The sequence below is a fragment of the Deltaproteobacteria bacterium genome, assembly GCA_020845895.1.
Classification (GTDB): Bacteria; Lernaellota; Lernaellaia; order JACKCT01; family JACKCT01; genus JADLEX01.
Genome location: JADLEX010000095.1, coordinates 37475 through 62074, shown reverse-complemented (window position 1 = coordinate 62074; position 24600 = coordinate 37475). Strand labels below are relative to the sequence as shown.

Genomic DNA, 24600 nt, shown 5'->3' with positions numbered 1-24600 from the left:
TCAACGTGCAGGCGTAAGTCGAGCTGATCTCCCACTTTCGGCAAACCTCCCCCAGGCGAGGACTTGCCGGACATCAGCTCCATCGCGATCTCGTACTTCCGCACATCGGTAAACTTGCTCGGTCTCGGCAAAGAACACCTCCCGTGGGCGAACGCCGCCTGCCGGACGCGCCCTGGGCTCTGACGGCCCGGCGCGTCGGACGCGGCGGCTCGATACTACCCACATTCATTTGTCTCGCCTTCAGAGGGGGACAGAATACCCGGTTTCGCACCTCACCCCACAATCACGAACTGCATCGGCGCGAGCGGAATTCGCACGAACCGCGAGTCGTTCACCGGGTGGTCGCGGTGTCTGTGCACCTCGACCGTCCCCGTGCCGCCGTACAGATAACGCATCGTCGAACCCGGCGCGTGCATCGCCGAATCGACGATCACGAAGTCCTCGTGCGTCTCGGTGGTCGAGGTGTTGTACGCGACGACGACCTCGCGGTCGGCCAGCACGCGCGAGAACGCCAGCGTGCACGGCTGGCGGTCGGGCGGGCGAAAATCGAGGCCGTCCGCCGACACGTCGCGCATATACATGCGACCGAAGCGCAGCGCGGGGTTCTCGCGGTTCACGCGCGCGATCGCGGCGGTTTCGCGGTAGATGCGGCAATCGGGATTGAGGATGTCGCGCGCGGGATCGTCGGGATCGAAGAGCGCCTCGCGGATGAACTCGTCGCCGTGGCCCTCGCCTTCGAGCCCCTGCTCGGTTCCGTAATACACGCACGGCGTGCCCAGCGCGCACAGCAGCCAGCCGAGCCCGGCGATGACCTGCTCGTCGGTCGCGCCGGCGGCAAACCTTCGCTTGTAGTTCTGACCGATCTGATCGTGGTTATCGACGAATGTGACGAGGTAACGGCCGAGCTCGCCGCGGCTGAGGGCGTGGCCGCGCAGGGCGTCGTAGCGCGCGCCGAGCCGCGACGGCGCTTCGAAGCCCTTGAGCACCGACGGCAGCGTCCAGTAGAGCGGAAAATCGAGCACGCTCGACAGGCCGTAATACACCGTCTTGTCGCCCAGTTGCCCGGCGGTGTTGGGCCCGGTGTAGCGGTGGATCACCTCGTCGCCGCCCACGAGCTCGCCGAAGAGCATGAACTCGCGCTTGCCGAGCGCGTAGGCGTATTCGCGAATCCCCTGGCAGAACCTGGCGATGGCCGTCTCGCCCATGTGCTTCACGGCGTCCATGCGATAGCCGTCGATGTCCGCCTCGCGCACCCAGTATTTGTGGCAGTCGATGATGACCTTCTGAAGCTCGATGCCCGCCGGGTCCTCGTCGTTGTTGAAGCCCTTGAGCGTGAAGAAATCGCCCCATTGCGTCTCGGGGTAACGGTCCCACCCGTCATCGCGAATCTGGCCGCGCCGGTGGTAGTAATCGGGGTTCTGCAGCTCGACGGGCAGCGGATAGCCGGGGAAACCGCTCCCGGGATCGGGCGGATGCCGAAAGCCTTCGAGCGGAAACTGCCGGTGGTCCGAGCTGTAGAAGTAGGGGTAGTCGCCCGGGTAGCGCCAGACGTCGCCGGCGTGGTTGGCGACCGCGTCGAGGAACACGCGCATGCCGCGCCGGTGCGCTTCTTCCACCAGCTCGCACAGGTCGTCTTTCGTGCCGAAGCGCGGATCGATGTTCAGGTAGTTGCGGATCGCGTAACCGTGATACGAGCCGCCCGCCGGGTCGGGCGCGCCGTCGTTCTCGAAGATCGGCGACAACCACACCGCCGTGCATCCCAGGCCGTTGATGTAGTCGAGTTTTTGCGTGATGCCGCGCAGCGTGCCGCCGCAGAACCGGCGCAAACGCGCCGCATCGCCGTAGCCCTTCGCGCGCGCCGCGCCGGAGTGCGTCTTGCGGGTTTTGCCGTCGTGAAAACGGTCGACCATGAGGAAGTAGATGAACTCCTCGCGCCACTCGCGCTCGCAGTTCCAGTAGGTCTTGCCGGGCTTGGGAGAAAAATCGAGTTCGCGCACCGAAATCGGCTGGTTCATCGTGGGGCTCCGGGTTTTGAGGACATCACAGGGTATCCCAAACGTCGCGCCGCCGAAAAGACACCAAAATTCATTGGCGCGCCTCGCGAGAGGGAGTAAGATGTGTCCTTCCGGAATTTCCGTCGGAGTATGGCGATGCGACTCATCCGAATTGCGGTGATGTTCGGTTGCGTGGCGATGTGCGCGGCGTGCGCGTGCGCGGGAGACGACGATAAGGAAGAGGACAAGGGCGACACGTGGATCGATCCCGCGACGGGCTTCACGTGGCAGGTCGGGCGCTCGCCCGAGGAGCTCACGTGGGATGATGCCGTGGCGTATTGCGACAGCCTCGAACTCGGCGGCGGCGACCTGTGGCGGCTTCCCAACATCGGCGAGCTTCGCACGTTGATCCGCGGCTGCCCGGCGACCGAAACGGGCGGCTCATGTCAGATCGCCGCCGATTGCCTGTCGGATGAATGCGAGAGCCTCGACTGTGACGGCTGTTGGGAGGAAGAAGGGCCCGTGGGCGGTTGCTTTGCTCCGTCGGAGCTCGACCACGTCTGCGGGAGCTTCTGGTCCACGTCGCAGCTCGAGGGTTACGGACTAATGGGGTACATCTTCTTCGGCGATGCGATGGTGACCTTCGGCAGCACCGAAACACCCCGCTACGCGCGGTGCCTGCTGACGCCGTGGTGATGCACGAGCGCCGTGACTACGGCGTCGGCTCGGCGATGTTGGCCCCCTCGGGGTGATCGCCGTCGCCCTTGAACGCCGCGCCGAGTTCCACGCGCTTCTTCAGGCTGACGACGACCTTTTTCAGGCCCCACGTCGTGAGGCCGAGCTTGTCCGCGAAGTCCTCGGCGAACTTCGGCACGCCGCGCCCCGCCTCGATATAGACGGAGTAACACACGAGCGACCGGCCGCCCTCGTCGGGCCAGATCTTCCAGAAGCCCGTCGTCTCCTGGAAATCGTTCTTCTTCGTCTGATCCATCTTCCACGTCATTGCGCCGCGTTCCGGCGTGTACGTGTGGATGACGTGGTAGCGCAGTTTGAGCAGCCCCAGCACGTTGAGCAGAAACTTCACATGGTATTCATGGCCGGTGTGGCTCGTGAGCACCGACTCGCCGAGGTTGGGGTAAAATTCGGCGTAGCGATCGAAGTCCAGAATCACATCCCAGATCTTCGTCGGCGGTGCGTTCACGCGGATGTAGGCGATGGCCTTGCCCGCGCGCTGGCCCTTGGCGTCGTTGAACCGTTCCTCGCGCATAACGGGATCGCCCGCGTCGAGTTTCGCGCGCTCGTCGGCGGTGAACGACGGCGGCGAAGACGGAACGTCCTCGTCGGCGCCGGCGAACGCGCCGAAGAAAAAGATCATCAGGGCTGCGGCGAACAACGCGCGCGGTCGATCCATGAAACCGGCTCCGGGAAAGCGAGGCGATACCATACCCCAGGCGCGCGCGGGTTCAAAAGGGGATCGCGACGATTTTGCGTGCCGGTTCACGAAGGTCGGTTGCGCGTCGCCGCGCGTTTCTCGATCATGACGCGGTGAAGATGCCGACGATGACCGAACGCCGCGCGTGGACGATCTACGGGGCGGCGTGGTGCGTCTGGCATCTGCTCGTCTTCCTGTCCGCGCCCGACACCGGTCTGCATATCTGGAACCACGAAGAGGCCATGAGCGGCAACCTCGCCCGCGCGCTCGTCGAGGGCCTCGCCCTGCCCGCGTGGCACTATCAATATGCCCATCACACGCACGGCACATTCATCTACGGGCTTGTGCTCGCGCCGGGTTTCGCGCTCGGCGGTTCGTCGATCCTGTGGGTCAAGGCGCTCGGGCTTCTCTTCGCCGCGGCGGGAACCGCGCTGTGGATCGCGCTCGTGCGCCGAGCCTTCGGGCCGCGCGCGGCCGCGTTCTTCGCGGCGTGGTGGCTGTTTGCGCCGCCTGCGCTCGTGCAAATGCAGCATCTCGCGTGGGCAAACCACATGGAGAGCATCGCATGGATCGGCGCGATGCTGCTCGTCTTCGCCGGTGCGGACGACGCGGAGCCCTCGCCGGGTCGATTCGCGCTGCTGGGCGCGCTCGCGGGATTCGCGAGTTTCTTTTGCCTGCAGAGCCTGCTCGTTGCCGCGCCGCTCGCGCTGCTCACCATCTGGCGATGGCGTCGCGCGGCGATTCGGCCGTTCCTCGCCGCCGTGCCCGCTTTCGTAGCGACCTATAGCCCGCACTGGCTCTACCAGCACGCGATGTACCGCTCGCTCAACCTCGAAGCCGAACACCCCGATCTGCTCGCCCGCGCGCGTGCGTTCGTCGAGGTCGTCCCGGAGGCGTTGCAATATCATGGACGCGCGGCGACCTGGCTCGCCGTCTCGGTGGTTTGCGTGTCGCTCCTGCTCGCGGCGTCCGAGACCCTGCGCCCGCGGCGGCGATTCGCCGACCGCGCCGGTCCTTGGGTGCTGCGCGCCCTCGTGCTCCACATCGCGGCCTTCTTCACCGCCAACGTGCTCTCGAGCTTTGCGGTCGAACCGTACGCGCTTGCCGTCTATCGATATCGCTACGTGACGCCGCTTTTCCCCACGGCCATGGCCCTCGCCGCGTGGACGTTCGCATCGCGGCCGCGTCTGGCCGCATGCGCGTTGATACCGCTGATCGTCGCCGGCGCGTTCGATGCGCGCGTGCCGCAAACCGTCGCGTCGGTCGCGACGCAATGGCGAAATGGAATTCCCGGCGCATGGATGTGGGAGCTGCGCGGCGACAACATGCGCCCGATCGTGGAGCAAAACGCGCCCTTCGCGTGGGGGAACGCGCTCGAACTTCGCGGCGACCGTGAGGAGACGTGGCGCGAAATCGCCGGTCAGATCGAACGGCTGCCTTCGGAGTGGCGCGCGCTGGCGTGCGAAACGCTCGCGCTGGATCGCGGCGAGCAGGCGCCCGAATTCGTGCGCGCGTCGTGCGGGCCGACGGCGGATGCCTCGTGGCGGCTCGGACTCGGGCGGCGGCAGCTGCGCGGCGTCTTCAACGGCATGTTCGAGGACCCGAACGCCGAGACCGTCGGGCGCTCGTTCACCGAAGTCTGCACGCGCTCCGACGCCGATCTCGCGCGGGGATTCGCGTATGAATTTCTCGCGCAGTACGAGGTTCGTACGCACGCGCGTTTTCGCATCGAAGACGCCGCGCCGACCCGCGCGGCGATCGCGTCGCTGCTCGCGAACACGGGCGACGAAGCGTGCGCGGGGACGGCGATCGCGAACGGCATGGGGCGTTTCCTCGCGGAACTCGAGCTCGATTCCACGCCGTTCACCACCCTCTCGCGCTTCACGCCGCTGGCGCCGACGCCGGAGCGCGTCGCCGAGTTCGAAAACGGCTACGCGTCGGGTACGGCGCTCGCCCTCATCGCCAAGTGGCGCTGCGCGCCTCGCGAATTGCCGATGCTGCGGACGCCGCAACTCGCCGAGCGCCTCGCCGACATGGGGCTGCGTCTCGACGGGCGCGGCGAGCGCATGTGCCTCGCGCGCATCGAATCCGACTGGACAGCGCCGGGACGCGCGCCGACAATGCCGTGATGTCGGAAACGTGGACGATGAGCGAGGCGGTGCGCCGTGCGCTGGAGGGCGCGCTCGCGAGCGTATCGGGCCCCTTCTTTTTTGTGGGGTCCGGCAAGAACGCCGGCAAGACGACCGCGATGAACGCGGTGAATCGCATGCTGGCGACACGCGACACCGCCGTGGGCGTGACGACGATCGGCCACGACGGAGAGGGCCGCGACGCGATCCTCGGCACCGAAAAGCCGCCGGTCGAGGTCTTTGCCGGCAACCTCGTCTGTCTCACGCGTCGGATGCTGGACGACGCGGGCGACGCGCTGGAGCCCGTCGCACCCACGGGCTTCGTCACGCCGATCGGCGCACTTGAGATCGCCCGCGCGCGGCGCGCCGCGAACGTCGAGATTCTCGGCCCCGAAACCAACGCGCGTTGCGCCGAGGTGTGCGACCGGATGCGGCGCCTGGGCGCGCGCATCGGGTTGGTGGACGGCGCGTTTTCGCGGCGCACGCAGATGGCGATGCGCGACGAAGCGCCGCTGGCGCTCATCGTATCGGGCGATTTGGGAACAACGACCGGCGAGGTGACCGCCGCGATTCGCTACTGGGTGGAGTTGCTCAGCCTGCCGCGCGCCGCCGAGCCCGACGACGATGCGGCGGGCATCGAGACGCCGGGCGGAGTGCCGGGTGCGTCGATTGTTTTTACCGACGGATGGGTGCGGGTGCGGGGGCCGCTGCTGGGCGAGGCGGCGGCGGATCTGGCCCGGATCGCGCGCGGGCGGCGCGTGCTGCTCAACGACGCGACGAAGGTGTTTTGCGAGGAGCGCGAGTGGCGCGCGCTGCGGGGCGCGTGCGCGTCGATCGGCGTCGTGCGTTCGTTCGACCTGCGTTTCGTGGCGTCGAATCCCACCGCGCGGTTCAAGGGCGCGTTCGATGCATTCGAATTCGCGCATGCCCTCAAATCGGCCGCGTCGGAAAAGCCGGTGATCGACGTTGTTTCGGGAATCGTTCTCTGACGAACCGGATGAATCCGCTTACGGGAACAGCGGATACGGCTTGCCGAGCTTGTAGCTGAGGTTCGCGAAGAAACGCGTCTCGTCGTCCATGTCCCGCGCCTCGAGATAAACCTGTTCCGCGCCCGCCGTGACGTTGATGTGATGCGTCGTGAAACGCAGCGCGCCGACGATGCCGTTGCGGTCTTCTTCGTTCGTGGTTCCGCGCATCAAAACGCCGTCGTACTCGACGATGAGGGTGACGAAGTTGCGCGGATGCAGCGGGAAGACCATCCCGAGGTGGACCTCGCCGCTCTTTTCCTCGTAGTCGCGTCCGCTCACGCCCAGGTCGCGCAGCACGAGCTGTCCGTCGGCCATGATCGCGAAGGCGTACTCGGTGAAAAACAGGTCGTTGATCTCGACGCCGGTCGCGACGAGCACGCGCGCGCCCCAGCTCTTCACGTCGGAGACGCCGTCGTCGTAAGCGATGCCCGGCGCGATTCCGCCGAGGCCGATGGCCAGCGGCGGCAGAAAGAGCGACGGATGCGCGTAGCCCCACTTGAACATGCCTTCGACGCTGCCCATCCCCGCGTGGTTCTCCTGGCCGAATGTCCGCTCGCGCCGGCCGAATTCGTCGATGTGCTCGCCGACGGTCAGGTTGGATTCGACATAGGGGACGTGCAGGCCGAACTCGAAGTTGCCGGGAATGCCGACACCCGCGTTGAAGACGTATTCGGTGCGCGTGTAATCGGGATCGGGATTGGACTGTTGCAGGTACGCCGTGCCGACCTCGACGGTGCCGGGGTCGAGCGTGCGCGACGACGTCGTGAAGAACAGACCCGACATGCCCTTGAAGTTCTGCGGCAGGTTGTTGACCTTGGGCTTCGCATCCTGCACCTGCGGACCCGACGGCGCGACGGGTTCGACTTCGGTTGTCGCCGGCGCCGCGCCTTCTTCTTCATCCTCGTCCTGCGCCAGTGCAGGCCCGGCGACCACGAAGATCGCGAGAACGACGACGGCGACCCGGCTCCATGCCCCCATGCGCATTCCCGATTTCATCCGTCTCTCCGCGGAGTGTGCAGAACCGCCGGGGGATGTTCGTCCGTCGCCGTTTCGGACATCCCCTGACGCGTCAATTCTCGCATCAAAACAATCGTCTCGTCCACGCGTTCCTCGCCGGACAGCTCGATCAGCCGCCGGACCCGTTGATCGAAATCACGCGTCACGCCGAGCTGCGCCGAGGGTTCGGCGTAGATCTTGTCGTGCGCTGTGCGCTCCATCTTTTCCTTGCCGGTGAACAGCTCTTCCGAGAGCTTTTCGCCCGGGCGAAGCCCCACGAACTTGATTTCGATGTCCTTGTCCGCGTCGAGCCCCGACAGGCGGATCAGGTTGCGCGCGAGTTCCAGAATGTTGATCTGCTCGCCCATTTCGAGCACGAAGATCTCGCCGCCCTGTCCCATCGCCGCGGCCTGCATCACGAGCTGCGTCGCCTCGGTCACCGTCATGAAGTACCGTTGCGCCTTGGGGTGCGTCACCGTGACCGGCCCGCCTTCGGAAATCTGCCGGTGGACCAGCGGAATCACCGAGCCCGACGACCCCATCACGTTGCCGAAACGCACCGCGATGAATTTCGTCGCCGGCTTTTTCTGCGCGAGCGACTGAAGGATCATCTCGCCGATCCGCTTGGTCATGCCCATGACGTTGGTCGGGCGCACGGCCTTGTCGGTGGAGATGAAGACGAATCGCTCGACATCGCGCTCGATCGCCGCGAGGGCGACGTTGAGCGTGCCCTCGACATTGTTGCGCAGGGCCTCGATGGGGTGCAGCTCCATCATCGGCACGTGCTTATAAGCCGCGGCGTGGAACACGACCTGCGGACGGTGCTCGGCCATCACCGCCAGCAACTTCGCGCGGTCGAGAATGTCGCCGATGATCGGCAGCGTCCGCACATGCGGAAAATGTTGGACGAGTTCCCATTGGATCATGAACAGCGCGTTTTCGTTACGCTCGAACAGCACGATCGTGTCGGGATCGACGCCCGCGATCTGACGGCACAGCTCGCTTCCGATCGAGCCGCCCGCTCCGGTGATGAGGATCGTGCGTCCTTCGAGTTGCGAGCGGATCAGGTCCTGGTCGAGACGCACGGTCTTGCGTCCGAGCAGGTCTTCGACCGACACCTCGCGAAGCTGTTTGACCGAGACACGCTCGTTGAGAATGTCCGCCATGGGCGGAACGATCTTGAAGCGCACGTTGGTCTCGCGGAACCGGCTGATGAGGTCCTTGAGTTCCTTGGGCTTGAGCGCCGGCGAAGTGATGATGATCTCGTCCACCTTGTGTCGCTCGAGAATGCGCGGGATTTCCTCGCGGCCGCCGAGGATCGACACGCCGTGGATCTTGAAACCCTTCTTCGGCGCGAAGTCGTCGATGAATCCGATGACGTTCAGGCGCAGGGCTTCGTTGTTGCGGATCTCCTTGAGCAGCTCGACGCCGATCTGGCGGCTGCCGTAGATCAGCACGTTGGAGCCCACGGGCGTGCGTTCGTTGAGCAGCTTCTCGCGGAAGGCGCGCAGGGAGAATCGGATGCCGCCGATGAAAGTGATCGTGATGAACCAGTCGATCATGAAGATCGAACGAGGAAAGCCCGGGAAGAAAAAGACCGCGACGACGATGAAGGCGAGCGTCGAGACCGTGCTGGCGCGGATGATGTCGGTCAGGTCGTCCATGCCGACGTAGCGCCACCACCCCCGATACAGGTCGAAGTAGTAGAACACCGCGATCTTGATGAGGATGATCCACGGCGCGCTGCGCCAGAAGAGGCGTCCCGCGTAGTCGGATTCGGACGCGTCGAAACGCAGTGAAAACGCGAGAAAATAGCCGAAAATGATAAGAAATATCTGGCTGGATACGATAAAGACGCGCCGAAACCGCAGGACGCTGTGTCCAAACGGCGTATCCAGAAAATTCCTGCCGCGTAGATCCTCGCGAAGACCCATGAGGGTGGTCGTCCCTTTCCGGCCCCGATCCTTATTCATATCGAATCAACAGCCTCGGGAGTTTAGCGACAGCCGCAAATAAGGGCAACACCCGGCTCGTGAAAAATGACCGAATGGCCGAACTGGTCAGAGCGTCACGGGCAGCTTTTCGGTCAGATCCTCGGATTCCACGATCCGGTTTTCGAACAGGGGGTCCATCGCCACGCGAACGAGGGCGCGGCCGAGCTGCCCTCCGTCGATCGTTCGCCAGCGCCGCGCGAAGTTGCGGAATCCGATTGCTCCCGCCGTGGTCGAGATCGTATCGAAGAATGCCGCGGCGACGCGCTCGGCGGGACGTGGCTCGTCGCGGTCCGCGCCGCTGATGAACGCCGGGCGCACAATGGTGAACGGCAGACCCGACCCGCGCACAGCCTCCTCCGCCATCCAGCGCGCCCGTCCGTAGGGCGACGTCGACCTCGCGGTCGTACCGATCGCGGAGAGATACACGAGCCGCGGACGCCGGCCGGATGCGACCGCCGCGTCCGCGACCATCTTCGTCAGACCAAAATCCACCGCAGTGTAACTCTGCCCCCCGGCATCGCCGCCGGCGCGGGCGACGCGATTGGCGCGGTCGCGGGTCGTGCCGATGGCGATGACGATCGCGACCGGTTTCTCCCGCCGAAAGGCGTCCGCGAGGGGTCCCAGGTTCCACGGCGTCGTATCGACACGCGCGCCGATCCCCGCGAAACGGCTCGTCCATTCAGCGAGGCGCGGAGAGTCCGGGCGAACATGCGCGACCGCCTCGATGTCCGCGTCCCGCGCCGCGCGAACGACCTCGCGGCCCGTGTAGCCCGTCGCGCCGATGATGAAGAGAGGATTATCCTGCCTTGCCATGCGGAAGAGAAATTAGCACGTTTTCGCGATCCGGGGGAGTTATTTGGAGGAGATAGAAGGTTTTTCGAGAACGAGCCGTTCGCAAAGAATGACGATTTTTATGAAGGACCTGTGGTGCACTGCCGAATCCTGTCATGAGCAACGAGTTCGATCGAAAATTTTCGAGTCCAAGAAAAAGACCACCGCCGGGCGCGTGGTCGTTCTTTTTTCGATATCAAGGGTTCGCTTTGTGGGTCTTTCGACCGGCTCGGGGATTGAGCCGTGGGGGAGAAATTCATGTCGATTCTGCGTTTCCGTTCCATCAGGTCCAAACTGCTCGCGATGGGCGTCGCGCTCGTCGCCATGCCCGTCGTCGCACTCACGCTCATCGCCCTCTATCTCGGCGGCGGCATGCAGGGAGAGGTCGCCGAACAGATGGATGGGATGACCAACTCCAGCCTCGGCGCCGTGTTGCAGGGCGTCAATCATATGATCGACGCGCACGCGGCCACGGTTCAGCACGAGCTCGGCTCGGGATTCGCCGTCGCGAAGCGGGTGTTGCAGGACGGCGGCGGCGCCGGCCTCGCGGTCGATCAGGTGGTCGAGTGGCAGGCCGAAAACCAGTTCACCAAGCAGGCTCAGGCCGTGAAGCTGCCGCGGCTCACGCTCGGCGTCGCGCCCGTCGAACCGCTCACCGATTTCTTGAAGCGAGCGCCCGTAGTCGACGACGTCCGCGACCTGATCGGGGCGTCGTGCACGATCTTTCAGAAGATGAACGAGCAGGGCGACCTGCTGCGCGTGGCGACGAACGTGAAAAAGGCCGACGGCAAGCGCGCGGTAGGGACGTACATTCCCTCGACAAACCCCGACGGCAAGCCGAACCCCGTCGCGGCGGCCATCGCGCGCGGCGAACGTTACGAGGGCCGCGCGAAGGTCGTCGATACCTGGATGTCCACCGTTTATGAGCCGCTCAAAGACAGCGCGGGCAAGACCATCGGCGCGCTCTTTATCGGCGTGCCCATCGAGGGCAACGGCGCGTTGCGCAAGGCGATCTACGAGACCGTCGTGGGCAAATCCGGCTACGTGTTTGTCATCGGCGGCTCGGGCGACGAGATGGGTCACTACGTCGTGTCCAAAAACGGCGAACGCGACGGCGAGAACATCTGGGACGCGAAAGACGCCGACGGCAAGACGTTCATCCAGGAGATGGTGAACGAAGGCAAAACGAAAAAGCCCGGCGAGTTCGGCGTGATCCGCTACGCGTGGAAGAACAAGGACGAAACGAAAGCGCGCATGAAAATCAGCGCGTACACCTATTACGAGCCGTGGGATTGGGTCATCGGCGCGGGCGCGTACGAAGACGACTTTCACGACGTGAACCAGCGACTCGCGGCGGGATTCGGCCGGATGCGAAATGGCTTCATCGTGGCGGGCGTGCTGACGATGCTGCTGGGCGTGGTGTTCACACTCGTGGTGGGCAACGCCATCGCGAAGCCCGTACGTGTGACGAACACGGTGCTCAAGGACATCGCCGAGGGCGAAGGCGATTTGACGCGGCGTCTCGACGTCACGACTGCCGACGAAGTGGGCGAGCTCGCTCAAAACTTCAACGTCTTTGCCGAGAAACTCCAGAAGTCGGTACGTAGCGTGCTCGAAAACACGGGTGCGCTTCGCCAAACGGTGTCGAAGCTCTCGACGGTGTCTTCGGGCCTCGCCAGCGGCGCGGAGGAAACGAACACGCAGACCAACGCGGTAGCCGCGGCGACCGAGGAGATCACGGCGAACGTGTCGCATGTCAACGACGTCACGCAAAACATGACCACGGGCGTCAATACGATCGCGGCGTCGTCCGAGGAAGTGGCATCGAGCGTCAACTCGGTGGTCGCGTCGATCGAGGAAATGTCGGGCAGCCTGAACGAGGTGGCGCGAAACTGCGCGAATGCGTCGACGATCGCGGGCAAAGCCGCGACCATCGCGCGGGACGCGACGGACGTGATTCAGCGGCTCGCCGAGGCGTCGAAGCGCATCGACGTGGTGGTCGAGACCATCAGTGACATCGCCGATCAGACGAACCTGCTGGCGCTCAACGCGACGATCGAGGCGGCGAGCGCGGGCGACGCGGGCAAGGGTTTCGCGGTGGTGGCGAACGAAGTGAAGGAACTGGCGAAGCAGACCGCGACGGCCACGGGCGAAATCGCCGAACAGATCCGCGAAATGCAGCAGCGCACCGGCAAGGCGGTCGAAAGCATCACGGCCGTCGTGGGTGTGGTGGGCGAGATCGACGAGATCACGCACACGATCGCCGCGACGGTGGAGGAGCAGACGGCGGCGACGAACGAGATCGCGCGGGCGATGTCGTCGGCGGCGGGCGGCGTGGCGGGCATGTCGCGCAGCGTCCAGGAACTGCGCGATCACATTCGCAACGACGTGGCGCGGGGCATCGAGGACGTGGCGACGACCGTGACCAGCGTGTCTCGCAATATTCAGAACGTGCACCTCGCGGCGCAGGAAACGGCGCGCGGCGCGGCGGTCACGAACGAGGTCTCGGAACAGATGACCCTGCTCGCGGACGAGCTCGGTCGCGTGGTCGATCAGTTCCGCGTGTAAACACCCGGCAGGTTTGCGATGCGGGGACGGGTTGGGCCCGTCCCCTTTCTTATTGGCGCGCGATGCGGCGCACCACGAGCCCGGATCGCAGCTTGGGCTCGAACCACGTGGACTTGGGCGGCATGATCTCGCCCGCGTCGGCGACTGCGAGCAGGTCGTCCATCGAGGTGGCGAAGCACGCGATCGCGAGACCCGAGGGCGACGCGGCCACGCGCTGCTCCAGGTCCGCGAGCGGGCGAATGCCGCCGACGAATTCAATGCGCGGGTTCGTGCGCGGATTGTCGATGCCAAGGATGGGTCCCAGCAATTCGTCCTGCAGCACCGCCACATCGAGGCGCGCGGCGACCGATGCCCCGCTCGGCTTTTTCTTCGGCGCGATGCGATACCACGATCCGCCGATGAACAGGCCGAATTCCCCCGGGTGCTCGGGCGCGGGCGGGACGCCGCGTCGAACGTCGAACACCCACTCGACGCGCGCCATCACGTCGGCGACGGACCGTGACTCGAGATCCGTCACAACCCGGTGATAGGGCAGAATGCGAAGCTGATTGTGCGGAAAGATCGTCGCCATCACGCGCGCGGCGGGCGATTCGGGCGAGCCGTCGCCCACGCGACCCTCGCGCCACACGCGCGTCGAGGCGGCCATGCGGTGGTGGCCGTCGGCGACGTAGAGCGACTCCACGTCGGCCAAGGCCGCGAGCAGGTTGCGCACGTCGTCGTCGCGGTCCACGACCCACAGCCGGTGGCGCACGCCGTCGGGAGCGCGAAACGCGATGTCGGGATCGCGTAGCGTGTGGCCGAGAATCGCCGCATCCACCGACGGATCGGAACGGTACGCCAGGTACACCTGACCCGTATTCGCGCCGGTCGCCGCGATGTGCCGCGTGCGGTCGAGTTCCTTGTCGGGCCGCGTGAGCTCGTGGCGCTTGATAATGCCCGCTTCGTACTCGGCGAGACTCACCTCGGCGATGAGGCCCGTCTGCGTGCGCCCCTCGCGCTCGAGTTCGTACACGTAAAAGGCGGGCTGAGGGCGCTCGCACAAAACCCCCGCCGCCACGAGGCGGTCGAGTTCGGCGCGCGCACGTTCGTACACCGCGTCGCCGTAGGGGTCGTCGCCCTCGGCCATGGCGGCCTCGGAACGGATGACGCGCATGAAGCTGTCGGGGTGTTTCGCCGCGATCTGCCGCGCCTCGTCGGCGTTCACGACATCATAGGGCGGGCACGAGACCTCGGCCGCGAGATCAGACCGGACCACATCGCCTCGAAAAGGCGCGACGAACACCATGACGACTCCGGCGGCACATGGCCAGGGCGAGGGCCCGGAAGGGGGGACGAAAAAGCCGCCGGATTATAAGGACCGACCTCGACGGCGCAAGGTCGCGGATCAGGTCCGCGTCGCCGATCAGGTGCAGCCGCCCCCGCCGCCGTCCGAACCGCCGCCGTCGTCGTCGCCGCCGCCACTTCCGCCGCCGACGCCGCCCAAGCCCGTGTCGCCGTCGTCGTCGTCATCGTCGTCATCGTCGTCGCCCGGGAACCAGCCGTCGTCATCATCGTCGCCTGGCTGCGTCGTCGTGGTGGTCGTGGCGGGAATCGAAGTGGTCGTCGGGTTCGTCGTCGTGGTCGTGCCCGGGTTCGTCGTGGTCGTCGTCGCGTGCGTGGTCGTCGTCGTGTGCGTCGTGGTGGTCACATGAGTGGTCGTGGTGGTGGATGTCGTCGTCGTGACAACCGTGTATTTCTCCATCACGTCCGATGGAAATCCCAGCGGACCGATCGGATCGCCGCCAGCCACCCACAGCGCGTTCTGCGAAACCGCCCAGCCCACGCGGTAGCGGCTTTGCACCACATTGGTGGTCTGCGTCCACGATCCGCCCGGCGTCGCGGTGTAGCCCTTGTTCACCCAGCCGCCGCTGCCGTTTTCGCCGTGCGAGAAGATCAGCTTGCCGTTCGCCGTGCCCGACGCGCCGCCCCACCAGATCGTCGGCAGGTTCGGGCACGTGTCCCACGAATCCGTCCCCGGCGTGTACACGTCGCACGTGTTCGTCTCCAGGTCGGTGGCATCCACGCCGCCGAAGACGTAGAGCTTGCCGCCCGCGACGCCGCTGCCGTGGAATCGCCGCGCCATCGGCATGGGCGTGAGTGCAAGCCACTCGTCGTTGTCGGGGTCGTACGACCAGCACTCTTCCTGTGAGATGTCGGTTGCGTCGCCGCCGCCGCACAAATAGAGAAGCGTGCCGATTTTGTCGAATGTGTACGCATAGCGCGGCTCGGGCACCGTTTCGGTCATTGTCTCGAAGTAGTTCCACGTGGTCTGGTAGCGATACACCGTACCGACCACGTTCGTGCCGTCGAATCCACCCGGGATGTAAATCCAGCCGCCCAGTTCCGCGCCGTGACCCAGCGCGAGGGCCGCCGGCAGGTTCGCCGCGTTCGACCACGTCAGCGTCGAGACCTTGTACTTGGCCGACGAACGCAGGTATGAGCCCAGCCAATCCGCGCCGCCGAACACGTAGATGTTCTGGGCGTCCGCGGCCATGATCGGGTCGAAGCGAGCCGTGTCCATGCCGGACATCTGCGTCCATTGGGCCGCCGCCGGCCCGGCCGCGACGAGCGCCGACGCACAGATCAAAAGACACAGGAAAGCGCGAGAGCGCATCGTTTCGTCTCCCCAAGGCGAAATCACGCGTGGCTGACCGGCTATTTTCTAACACAACTGACCGGCGGTTCTCAACGGGCAAGCCGGGGACCGATCTCGCCGAATCGAACGCAAATTCTCCGACTCGTCCAGTCGAGGGCTGGAACGACTCAGCAACCGCAACCGCAGGAATCGTCGTCCTGCGCGCGGAGCGAATCGTCGGACTCTTCGTCTCCGACGTCCACATCGGCAACCTCGTCGTCGCCGGAGCCGCCGCTACCACCCGCATCGTCGTCGTCGTCCTCGTCGTCATCGCCGTCATCGTCGTCGTCGCTTTCCGCGCCGAAATACACCGCAACGGCCCCGTGGGTGACGTCCCCATCGTTGTGATACGGGGTGCCGCCGACGATATCCACAAGCCCGTCCCCGTTCATGTCGCCCGCGCCGGCGACCGCGCGCCCGAATTCGTGCCAGGGTTGGTCGGGCGGTTCGACGATGAGTTCCGGAGTGGTTTTTAATCCGTGTTCCGAGCCTCGATACAAAAAGATGCCGCCAAAGACCTCGGGATGCGCCGCCGAGGCCCAACCCGCGGAACCGACGATCACGTCATCGAGTCCGTCCCCGTCCACATCGCCAGCGGAGTCCAAGGACAAGCCATAGAAACTGTCGGAAATCCCGTAATCGGGGCCGAAGTTCGTCGGATAACCGATCCAATCGGGCTCGGTCGAAGGCCCGTCCTCGGACCCGAGGAAGAGAAACGCCGCGCCCCGTGGTTGACCTTCCACATGATATCTCCACGCGCCGACGAGGATATCGTCGAAACCGTCGCCGTTCACATCGCCGGCGCTCCTCACGCAATCGGCAAATTTGGCTTGGCGGCCCTGGTCGGAAGTAAAACTCCAATCCGGAGCGTCGCCCGAAACGTCGGCGGATCCGAAATAGATGTGAACCGCGCCACCCTGGACGCCGGAACCGTCATATTCTGGTTGTCCGACGATGACATCCGCATACCCGTCTCCGTTCACATCCCCCGCTCCCGCAACCGAATACCCGAAGTCACCCAACGGCGTCGGATGTGTCAGGACGGTCGGCACACCGAGGAGACCGCCTTCGAATCCGCGGTAGATGTACGCGGCGCCATTCTTCCCCTTCATGGAGCTGTCGAAGGGTGCGCCGACCACCACATCGTCGAATCCGTCGCCGTCGACATCTCCCGCCCCCGCGACGGACGAACCGAACCAAGAGCCTTGGGTCATTCCGAACAACGTGCTCGTTGCCGTCGAACCCGGGCCTTCCACCGAACCGGTGTACAGCCGAATCTCCCCGGTCGTGAGATGGCCAAGATCGGAGTCACCTTTCGCGCCGAGGACGATATCGGCGAAACCGTCCCCATTCACATCGCCCGCGCCGGCTACGGAGCTACCGAAGAATGTTCGCAGTTCGCCGCCCCGCGCGGACCACGCGAACGCGATCGTGGGTCCGGTCGCGGACCCGAAAAAGAGATACACCTCCCCCTCGTCCTCCACGTCGACCTTCTTCGTTTCCGCGCCGATGAGCAGGTCGTCATATCCGTCGCCGTTGACGTCCCCGACCATCGCGACGCTTTTCCCGAAGTCCCCGCCGTCTCCAATTCGAACCCAGTCCGGCACACTTTCGTAAATGTCGGCGAAAGTTTGGGGAACGGCGAAAAAGGCGATGATGATGAGACACGACCGAAAAACGCCAAATGAGGATTTCATGGGAATGCCCCCCAATAACGCATCAAAATTACCACCGGCCTCGCGATCCCGCAAGGAAAAAATCGGCGAGGTGCACGTCAGTCTCAACCTTTTGCGGCGATGAAAATGGGAATATGATCTCAGCGAACCGACCGACGTCCATGAACGGCCGAAAGCGCAATTTGCGTTTATTCGAGGGACGATTTCATGACCGACCTTCAGAAGCAACTGCTCGAATCGATCGCGAAATCCACGAAACGCACGATGTCGCTGCTCTACGTCCAACTCAGCCTTTGCCTGTACGTGTGCGTCATGCTGGCGGGCAACGGCGCGCGCGGGTATCTCGGCGCGGGCAAGGACGTGCGCCTGCCGATCATCGACTTCCCCATTCACTTCCGCGCGTTTTCGGCTATCGGGCCGTGGATGGTCGTCGCCACCGCCCTTTGCCTGTTCTTCGAGCTGCGACGCCTGTACCGCTGGTTCGGCGATTTGTCCAAAACGCGCTGCGAGACCGCGCGCGACTGGAGCGTGGTCGTCGAACCGTCGATCTTCAGCGCGCTCGTGCTGGACCGCGAAATGAAAAGCACCGACCGGCTCGTGCTGTCCGTGCTGACGGGCTCGGTGATCTGGCTGGTGCCGGTTTTCACCGTGTGGCTCTTCGCGTGGGAGTTCTCGGCGCTGCATCGCTTCGCGTCGTCGGCCTATCACGCACTCGTGGTCGTCGTGATGACGGCCGCGGCGTTCGCTTCCGGCGCGCGGAGCGATGTCTGGGTGGACACGCAGAAGCCCCGCACGAAGGCCCTCGTCTACATCCTGCGCGCGGTGATGGCGCTCGTGCCGATCGATCTCGCGGCCGGTTACATGTTTGCCGCCGCGCGCGGCGAGTTCACGCCGTATGCGGAGGGCCGCTTCGCGTCCTTCTTCACACGCGTCAGCGAGCCGCTCAATCTGGAGGCGGAACGTGCCGGCTTTGAGACGCTGGATCGCGGCGCCAAACCCGAGGCCGGTTCCGTGCGGACGACTTCGGAAGCGGGCGCGGGGACACCGCGTTTCATCGGAATTGATCTGTCGTCCGCCGAGCTCCAGTCCGCCGATTTCCGGGGTGCTGATCTGCGCGGCGTGGACTTCGCGGGTTCCGATCTGACGGGTGCGATGCTGGAAGGCGCGGATCTGCGCGACGCGGTGTTCACGCGCCGACAAATCAACGTCTCGGACGGACCCTTCGACCGGTTGGGCCAGCGGCTGAGTCCCGAGTTTCGACGCCGGAAGACTCGTGCAGACGCCGCGAGCGCCCGGTGTTCCGAGTCGGAAGGTGAATCCGCAAAAAATCGGTCGGGCGTCGGGCGGACTTTGAATGTTCCTGCGACACTGGACGGCGCGCGCCTCGCAAACGCCGTCGCCTCGAACGCGCGTTTCGGCTGCGCTCGGCTCGCCGGGGCGAAGATGCGCCGCATCGACCTGACCGGCGCGAGCCTCAATCGGTCGGATCTTGCCGGTGCGACGCTCGTCGAAGCCGTCCTTCGCGACGCGAATCTGCGAAAGGCCGACCTGACCTGCGCGAACCTCGACGACGCCGAGCTGACGGGCGCGGATCTCGTCGGCGCTCGTCTCGATCGAACGTCGCTGCGCGTCCGTGATTTCGCGGTCCGGGGGAGTGAATCGGTCTGGGGGCCGTGCGCTCCGGCGTTCTCGCCCGACGTCGACGCCGCGCTCCTGCGAGCGCTCGGCGAGTCCGACGTCCACGACGCGCTCATCGATGATCGAGCGATCGCGAGCCTCGTCCCATCGTGGAGCGCTCACGCGGGACGCGCGTGGCGGGTGACACTGCGGGACCGATGCTGGACGGCGACGCCGAGGGCCCCCGGCGCGGCGAACCTTTGCGACGGGCCGGACTCGGCGACCCCGTAACGTCGCGACGCCCCGTCGCGGGGGCGTGTTCCGCGCGCTAACTCCCCGGCACTGGACTCCCCTGCCGCTTCCTGTTAGAGGCTCGGACCGGTTGTCGGTCGCCATTTCACCAGCGTTCGGGGGATCCGGGATGCGTTCGCGTTTCGCAGCGATGGTCGTTTTGTTCGTGGGTGCGTTCGTCGCCGTACACGCCGCGGCCGACGAGGGCATGTGGACCTTCGACAATCCGCCGCTCGACAAAATCGAGAAGGCGTTCGGCATGAAAATGTCGAAGGAATGGCTCGACCATCTGCGCCTGTCGTCGGTGCGCCTTGCGGGTATCGGCTCGGCGTCGTTCGTGTCGAAAGACGGCCTGATCCTCACCAATCACCACGTCGCGGCGGACTGCATCCAGCAAATTTCCACCGAAGAAAACGACCTGATGAAAAACGGCTACGGCGCGAACGGCGAAGCGCCGCTGCGCTGCCCCGGCTCCGAGGCCCAGGTGCTGGTCGAGACGCGCGACGTGACCAGACGGGTGCAGGATGCAGTGCCCGCCGGCCAGGCCGGCGCGGCGGCGTTCGAGGCGCGCAAGGCCGAAACCGCGCGCATCGAATCGGAGTGCGCGAACGCGACCAGCGACCTGTGCGAAGTCGTGTCGCTCTATCAGGGCAGCGAGTATTGGCTGCACATCTACCGCACGTACAAGGACGTGCGCCTCGTGTGGGCGCCCGAGGGCCAGGCGGCGATGTTCGGCGGCGATCCCGACAACTTCAATTTCCCGCGCTACAGTCTCGACGCGGCCCTGATGCGTGCATACGACGAAGCGGGAAATCCCGTCACAGTGACGCACCACCTGCGCGTCGCGCCGGGTGCGTATCGCGACGGCGATCCGGTCTTCGTGTCCGGCCACCCCACCAGCTCGGGGCGCTTTTACACCTACGCCCAGCTCGAATTTCTACGGGACTCCCTTTATCCGCTGTGGCTCACCAGCATGGAGCGCAGCCGCGACGTCTTCCGTGAATACACGAAGCGCGGCGAGGAGCAGAAACGTCGCGCACTTTTTGAAATCGGTATGGACGAAAACTTCATCAAGGTCGCGATCGGTTACATGCAGGGCCTTCGTGATGGGGAATTGATGAAGCGCGCGAAGGACGCGGAGGACGAACTTCGCGCCAAGGTCGCCGCCGACCCCAAGCTCGCGGAAGAGATCGGCGATCCGTGGGGCGAAATCGCCAAGGCGCAGGAACTGCACCGCGCGTATTTCAAGCGCTTCCGATACGTGCGCATGCGCGGCAGCGACGCGTTCGACAAGGCGCGGCAGATCGTGCTGCTCACGGCGGAATTGCAAAAGCCCAATGAGGAGCGCTTCGAGGAGTTCCGCGACTCAGCCCTGCCGAGCCTCTATTCGCGCCTGTATTCCAAGGCTCCGCTCTACGCCGACATGGAAGAGGTGGTGCTCGCCGACCGGCTCGCGCAGCTCGCCGAGAACCTCGGTGAGGACGACCCGGCGGTCAAAGCCGCGCTCGGCGGACGCACGCCCGCGAAGGTCGCCGCCGACGCGATCGCGAAAACAAAGATCTTCGACGCCGACGCCCGCAAGGCGCTGGTGGAGCAGGGCCGCGCCGGCGTGGAGAAATCGAAGGACCCGCTGATTCGCCTTGCGCTCGCGCTCGAACCGGAATATCGCGCGCTGCGCACGCGCTACGAGCACGAGGTCGAGGAGGTCGAGGCGCAGGCGGGCGACCGCATCGCCCGCGCGCGTTTCGCGATCCGCGGGCGCGAGATCTACCCCGACACCACGTTCACGCTGCGCCTGTCGTACGGACGCGTTTCGGGTTACGAGGATCACGGCTACATGAACGGCCCGCGCACGACGTTCTACGGGCTGTTCGAGCGCGCCGAGAGCTTCGGCAACAAGCCGCCCTACGACGTCGCGCCGGGCTTCGACAAGGCGCGCGGCCTGCTCGACCTGTCCACCACGTACAACTTCGTCGCCACGCTCGACACCTTCCCCGGCAACTCGGGTAGCCCCATCGTCAACGGCTCGGGCGACCTCGTCGGCCTGCTTTTCGACGGCAACCTGCCCGGCCTCTCGATCCAGTTCGTTTACGACGAACGCATCGCGCGCTCGATCGCCGTGGACATCGAGGCGGTGCTCGAGGCGCTGCGCGTGGTGTATGGACGCGGCGATCTGGCCCGCGAGATGCTGTCCGGCGCGGCAAAGTAGCTCACAAGTCGGAATGTGGCACAGCCGCCCACGGCTGTGCGGGCACGCCCGCTACTCTCTTGACGGACGATCGCAATATTGCGATACTTCGAGCGTGTTCAGGATCGTTTTCCACGTCGCGGATAGCGGTCGGTGTCCCGTTCGGGACTTTCTGGACGCCTTACCCGATATCCGCGCCAAAGCGCGGCTTTTACGGGCGATCCAACGATTGGGCGAAGAGGGTTTCCTTCCCGAGCCATTTTCAAAGGCCATCTCGGGAAGCCGAAAACTCCGTGAACTCCGCGTGGGATTCGACGGAAACATCTATCGCGTGTTCTACAGCCTCGTATCCGGTCGGCGAATCGTGCTCCTTCACGGATTCGTGAAGAAGACCTCCAAGACGCCGTCGGGCGAAATCCTGATCGCCGACAAACGATTGCGGCAATTCCTGGAGAAGGACCATGAAGACCCGACCAAGCGATGAATTTCGCGACTATCTGACGGACCAACTCAAGGACCCCGAGTTCGCGGCGGTTTTCGAGGAGGAGAAAGGCAAAATCGATCTGGCGATCAAGATCTTGAAGGTTCGCCAAGCGGCCGGCTTATCGCAAAAGGACCTCGCCGCGCGAATCGGCACGACGCAGTCGGTCATCGCGCGCATGGAGAATCCGGAGTACGCGGGGTATTCCATCAGAATGCTTCGTCGGATCGCCGCGGCGCTGGGAACTCGATTGTCGATCGACTTCGAGCCGATCAAGTCACCGTCGCGATCGTCCCACCGTGGGCGTTCGAATCCGCGGGGGCGCGCGCAGGCCTGACCAAGAAATGCCGAGCTGGCGCTCGGCGGTCCCGAGCCACCTCAGCCCCGCTACCCAAGCGCGGCGGCGGCGGATAACATGCGCGCATGTCCTCCCCCGCCGGTGAACCGGACGCCTTCGACGGCATCGTCGCGCTGCCCGCGTATAACGAGGCCGCTGCGCTCCCCGGCCTGATCGAAGCCATCGCCGCGATGCTGCCGCCGCGCTGCGCGATCCTCGTCGTCGACGACGGCAGCGCCGACGACACCGCCGCCATCGCGGAGCGCGCCGCCGCGAAATTTCCCGTCGTGCTCGTGCGTCACGGGCGCAATCGCGGTCTCTCCGCCGCCGTTCGCACCATCCTGCGCGAATCCGTCGCGCGCGTGTCGGCGGACGGCTGGTTCGCGGTGATGGACGCCGACGCCACGCACGACCCCCGGCAGGTGATCGAGCAGATGGACATGGCGGCGCGCACGGGCGCGGACGTCGTGGTGTGCAGCCGCTTCGTGCCGGGCGCGTCGGTCGTGGGCGTGCCGTGGTGGCGCGGCGGATTCACGGCGGCGTCGCGGTGGTTTTACCGGCTCCTCGTCGGGCCGCTGCCCGCACGCGATCTGTCGTGCGGCTATCGCTGGTATCGCGCGGCGTGCGTGCGGCGCGCGTTCGACACCTGGGGCGACGACGTCGTCACCACGCAGAGCTTCGGCGTGATGGTCGAACTCATCACCAAGCTCGCGTGGTCGGGCGCGAAGGTCGCCGAGATCCCCATCCGACTGCGTTACGACCAAAAACACGGCCTGTCGCACATGCGGCTCGGCCCGACGACGGGCGATTTTCTCTCGCTGCTGTGGCGGCTGCGCGAAGAACGCTCGCGCGGCGTTCACGTTTCGACGCGATGACCGCGACGCGCCGTTTCCTGATCGCGTTCGCGCTGCTCGCGCTCGTGTATTTCGTTTCGCGCGCGCCGTACTTCGAGCACCCCATCATCGGCGAAGAGGGCCTCTTCGCGAACCTGCTGCTCGATCCGCCGGCCTTTCCGCGCTTCATTCTCGCGGGTTACGTCGCGGGCGATCCGATCCTCCTGAATTTCAATCACCCGATCGCCCCATACCTGTGGCTGCGCGCGGCGGGCTCGGGGCTGCGCACGGCGATCGCCGAGGGGACCCGCGCGACGGACCTCGTCGGCGCAATTCGCCTGCACTTCGCGCTCTACCTGTTTCTCGTGCTCGCGGGCGCGCTGGCCTTCTTAACGCGCGAGCGAGACGACATCGGCGTGCGCGTCGGCGTGATCCTCGCCCTCGCGGCGAGCCCACTCGCGATCGCGTCGTCGGTGCAACTCTACCTCGACGGCAGCATCGGCGCGCTCGTCACCGGCCTCGCGGCTCTCGCGCTCGTCGCGGCGACGCACGACGCGTGGAGCGCGCGCGTGCGCGGCGCGTCGGCCGCCGCGGGCGGACTGCTGGTCGGTCTCGCGCGGCCCGAGTGGTGCGTGGTGTATCTCGTCGCGGCGGGTGCGGCGTCGTTATGGGCGCTCGTGCGAAAGACGGAAAGCGCGCCGCGTATTCCGCTCGCGGCGGCGGCGGCGATCGGCGCGATCAGCGGCCTCGTCGCGGGCTATCTCGCGAATCCCGAAAACTTTGCGAATCACCTGACGAATTCGGCGGTGATTCTGGGCGGCGCTCGAACCGCGCCCTTCGATCTCGCGGACGGCGGCGTGCGGCGCATCGTGATGTTCCGGCTGTGGGCGGTCGCGCCCTCGCTCGTGATGCTCGCGCTCGCCGCGTTCGCGTTCGTGCGCCGACCGCGCGCGGAGGCGCTCGCACCGCTGCTCTTCGCGGGGGGGCTCTTCGCGGGCTACCTGTCGGGGCTGGTCAACGACCTGTTCGACTATCGCTATTACGCGCCATCGCTCGCGGCATCGGCGGGGGCGTGGGCGGCGTGCTCGCGGGGAGGACTGGGCCGGGCGGGGCGGATCGCCGCGCTCGTCGCGGTCGGCGCGCTGCTCGTGCTCGCGGCGCAGTTCCATCGCCACGCCGCGCCCGGGCGGCTCTCGATCACGATGGGCCCCGGAATGCCGCTCGCCGCGTACTTTCCCGATCGTGCCGAACGGGTGCGCCGTGCGCTCGAGAACGACTGCGTGCCCGAGCTTCCCGTGTGGTCGAAGTTCGAGTTTCCCGACACCGACTTTCTGATCCCGAGCCTCGCGTACCCCGACGCGGAGCACATCGCCGCCGAGCACGGTCGACGACTGTGCGCGCGATGATTACGGAAATTGCGTGGAGTGGCGGGAAATGCGGCACCGGAGTCGAATCCCTCCGCCGGTTCACTCCTCCACCGGCACACGCAGCGCGACTTTCAGGTAGTTGAGGTCGTCGTCGCGCCATTCGT

At 65.5% G+C, this 24600-nt stretch carries 18 protein-coding genes; 10 read left to right on the top strand and 8 right to left on the bottom strand.

Annotation, left to right across the window (positions count from 1 at the left end):
* Window positions 1–272: 272 nt before the first annotated feature.
* Window positions 273–2015 (bottom strand): alpha-amylase, encoded by a 1743-nt coding sequence (locus IT350_12840; GenBank protein MCC6158932.1) that lies wholly within the window; start codon window positions 2013–2015, stop codon window positions 273–275.
* A 135-nt stretch (window positions 2016–2150) separates the two neighbouring features.
* On the opposite strand from IT350_12840, the gene IT350_12835 reads away from it, so the two are divergent.
* Window positions 2151–2690 (top strand): DUF1566 domain-containing protein, encoded by a 540-nt coding sequence (locus IT350_12835; GenBank protein ID MCC6158931.1) that lies wholly within the window; start codon window positions 2151–2153, stop codon window positions 2688–2690.
* Window positions 2691–2706: 16 nt separating this feature from the next.
* Here the strand turns inward: IT350_12835 and IT350_12830 are convergent, their stop codons facing one another.
* Entirely contained in the window at window positions 2707–3405 is a 699-nt protein-coding gene (locus IT350_12830; protein MCC6158930.1) for an SRPBCC family protein, read from the bottom strand.
* A gap of 149 nt (window positions 3406–3554) precedes the next feature.
* Between IT350_12830 and IT350_12825 the strand changes: the two genes are divergently transcribed.
* Complete coding sequence (locus IT350_12825; protein ID MCC6158929.1) at window positions 3555–5555, top strand: hypothetical protein; 2001 nt, start codon at window positions 3555–3557, stop codon at window positions 5553–5555.
* Window positions 5556–5572: 17 nt separating this feature from the next.
* Window positions 5573–6544: a hypothetical protein gene (locus tag IT350_12820; GenBank protein ID MCC6158928.1), complete on the top strand. Its 972-nt coding sequence runs from the start codon at window positions 5573–5575 to the stop codon at window positions 6542–6544.
* An 18-nt stretch (window positions 6545–6562) separates the two neighbouring features.
* On the opposite strand, the gene IT350_12815 is transcribed toward IT350_12820, so the two are convergent.
* The 3 genes from IT350_12815 to IT350_12805 all read right to left on the bottom strand — a co-directional run bounded on the left by IT350_12815 (window position 6563) and on the right by IT350_12805 (window position 10386).
* A complete protein-coding gene (locus tag IT350_12815) occupies window positions 6563–7579 on the bottom strand; it encodes a hypothetical protein (GenBank protein ID MCC6158927.1) in 1017 nt (338 codons plus the stop codon).
* On the bottom strand, window positions 7576–9513 hold the full coding sequence (locus IT350_12810) for a polysaccharide biosynthesis protein (GenBank protein MCC6158926.1): 1938 nt from the start codon (window positions 9511–9513) through the stop codon (window positions 7576–7578). Before IT350_12810 ends, IT350_12815 begins: the two co-directional genes overlap by 4 nt.
* A gap of 126 nt (window positions 9514–9639) precedes the next feature.
* A complete protein-coding gene (locus IT350_12805) occupies window positions 9640–10386 on the bottom strand; it encodes an NAD(P)H-binding protein (GenBank protein ID MCC6158925.1) in 747 nt (248 codons plus the stop codon).
* Between the two features lie 276 nt (window positions 10387–10662).
* Here IT350_12805 and IT350_12800 point away from each other — a divergent pair, with 276 nt between their 5' ends.
* Window positions 10663–12972, top strand: coding sequence for a methyl-accepting chemotaxis protein (locus IT350_12800; protein MCC6158924.1), 2310 nt, complete (start codon window positions 10663–10665; stop codon window positions 12970–12972).
* A gap of 49 nt (window positions 12973–13021) precedes the next feature.
* Here the strand turns inward: IT350_12800 and IT350_12795 are convergent, their stop codons facing one another.
* The 3 genes from IT350_12795 to IT350_12785 form a co-directional block, all read right to left on the bottom strand.
* Window positions 13022–14257, bottom strand: coding sequence for a DUF1015 domain-containing protein (locus IT350_12795; GenBank protein ID MCC6158923.1), 1236 nt, complete (start codon window positions 14255–14257; stop codon window positions 13022–13024).
* Window positions 14258–14374: 117 nt separating this feature from the next.
* Window positions 14375–15625, bottom strand: coding sequence for a hypothetical protein (locus IT350_12790; protein MCC6158922.1), 1251 nt, complete (start codon window positions 15623–15625; stop codon window positions 14375–14377).
* 149 nt (window positions 15626–15774) lie between these two features.
* On the bottom strand, window positions 15775–17343 hold the full coding sequence (locus IT350_12785; protein MCC6158921.1) for an FG-GAP repeat protein: 1569 nt from the start codon (window positions 17341–17343) through the stop codon (window positions 15775–15777).
* A 186-nt stretch (window positions 17344–17529) separates the two neighbouring features.
* On the opposite strand from IT350_12785, the gene IT350_12780 reads away from it, so the two are divergent.
* From IT350_12780 to IT350_12755, 6 genes are all read left to right on the top strand, one after another.
* Window positions 17530–19230, top strand: a complete 1701-nt coding sequence (locus IT350_12780) for a pentapeptide repeat-containing protein (protein MCC6158920.1) — start codon at window positions 17530–17532, stop codon at window positions 19228–19230.
* 130 nt (window positions 19231–19360) lie between these two features.
* A complete protein-coding gene (locus IT350_12775; GenBank protein MCC6158919.1) occupies window positions 19361–21439 on the top strand; it encodes a S46 family peptidase in 2079 nt (692 codons plus the stop codon).
* A 94-nt stretch (window positions 21440–21533) separates the two neighbouring features.
* Complete coding sequence (locus tag IT350_12770; protein ID MCC6158918.1) at window positions 21534–21902, top strand: type II toxin-antitoxin system RelE/ParE family toxin; 369 nt, start codon at window positions 21534–21536, stop codon at window positions 21900–21902.
* On the top strand, window positions 21880–22236 hold the full coding sequence (locus IT350_12765; GenBank protein MCC6158917.1) for an XRE family transcriptional regulator: 357 nt from the start codon (window positions 21880–21882) through the stop codon (window positions 22234–22236). Before IT350_12770 ends, IT350_12765 begins: the two co-directional genes overlap by 23 nt.
* An 86-nt stretch (window positions 22237–22322) precedes the next feature.
* Window positions 22323–23111: a glycosyltransferase gene (locus IT350_12760; protein MCC6158916.1), complete on the top strand. Its 789-nt coding sequence runs from the start codon at window positions 22323–22325 to the stop codon at window positions 23109–23111.
* Window positions 23108–24475: a hypothetical protein gene (locus IT350_12755; protein ID MCC6158915.1), complete on the top strand. Its 1368-nt coding sequence runs from the start codon at window positions 23108–23110 to the stop codon at window positions 24473–24475. The genes IT350_12760 and IT350_12755 overlap by 4 nt, the downstream gene beginning before the upstream one ends.
* Window positions 24476–24600: the final 125 nt, after the last annotated feature.

What these genes read in the sequence shown, in the direction of transcription:
- IT350_12805 (MCC6158925.1), bottom strand. Translation starts at nt 10,386, where the DNA reads ATGGCAAGGCAGGATAATCCTCTCTTCATCATCGGCGCGACGGGCTAC.
- IT350_12835 (MCC6158931.1), top strand. Translation starts at nt 2,151, where the DNA reads ATGCGACTCATCCGAATTGCGGTGATGTTCGGTTGCGTGGCGATGTGC.
- IT350_12830 (MCC6158930.1), bottom strand. Translation starts at nt 3,405, where the DNA reads ATGGATCGACCGCGCGCGTTGTTCGCCGCAGCCCTGATGATCTTTTTC.
- IT350_12795 (MCC6158923.1), bottom strand. Translation starts at nt 14,257, where the DNA reads ATGGTGTTCGTCGCGCCTTTTCGAGGCGATGTGGTCCGGTCTGATCTC.
- IT350_12765 (MCC6158917.1), top strand. Translation starts at nt 21,880, where the DNA reads ATGAAGACCCGACCAAGCGATGAATTTCGCGACTATCTGACGGACCAA.
- IT350_12790 (MCC6158922.1), bottom strand. Translation starts at nt 15,625, where the DNA reads ATGCGCTCTCGCGCTTTCCTGTGTCTTTTGATCTGTGCGTCGGCGCTC.
- IT350_12800 (MCC6158924.1), top strand. Translation starts at nt 10,663, where the DNA reads ATGTCGATTCTGCGTTTCCGTTCCATCAGGTCCAAACTGCTCGCGATG.
- IT350_12815 (MCC6158927.1), bottom strand. Translation starts at nt 7,579, where the DNA reads ATGAAATCGGGAATGCGCATGGGGGCATGGAGCCGGGTCGCCGTCGTC.
- IT350_12760 (MCC6158916.1), top strand. Translation starts at nt 22,323, where the DNA reads ATGTCCTCCCCCGCCGGTGAACCGGACGCCTTCGACGGCATCGTCGCG.
- IT350_12820 (MCC6158928.1), top strand. Translation starts at nt 5,573, where the DNA reads ATGAGCGAGGCGGTGCGCCGTGCGCTGGAGGGCGCGCTCGCGAGCGTA.
- IT350_12780 (MCC6158920.1), top strand. Translation starts at nt 17,530, where the DNA reads ATGACCGACCTTCAGAAGCAACTGCTCGAATCGATCGCGAAATCCACG.
- IT350_12785 (MCC6158921.1), bottom strand. Translation starts at nt 17,343, where the DNA reads ATGAAATCCTCATTTGGCGTTTTTCGGTCGTGTCTCATCATCATCGCC.
- IT350_12755 (MCC6158915.1), top strand. Translation starts at nt 23,108, where the DNA reads ATGACCGCGACGCGCCGTTTCCTGATCGCGTTCGCGCTGCTCGCGCTC.
- IT350_12775 (MCC6158919.1), top strand. Translation starts at nt 19,361, where the DNA reads ATGCGTTCGCGTTTCGCAGCGATGGTCGTTTTGTTCGTGGGTGCGTTC.
- IT350_12810 (MCC6158926.1), bottom strand. Translation starts at nt 9,513, where the DNA reads ATGGGTCTTCGCGAGGATCTACGCGGCAGGAATTTTCTGGATACGCCG.
- IT350_12825 (MCC6158929.1), top strand. Translation starts at nt 3,555, where the DNA reads ATGACCGAACGCCGCGCGTGGACGATCTACGGGGCGGCGTGGTGCGTC.
- IT350_12840 (MCC6158932.1), bottom strand. Translation starts at nt 2,015, where the DNA reads ATGAACCAGCCGATTTCGGTGCGCGAACTCGATTTTTCTCCCAAGCCC.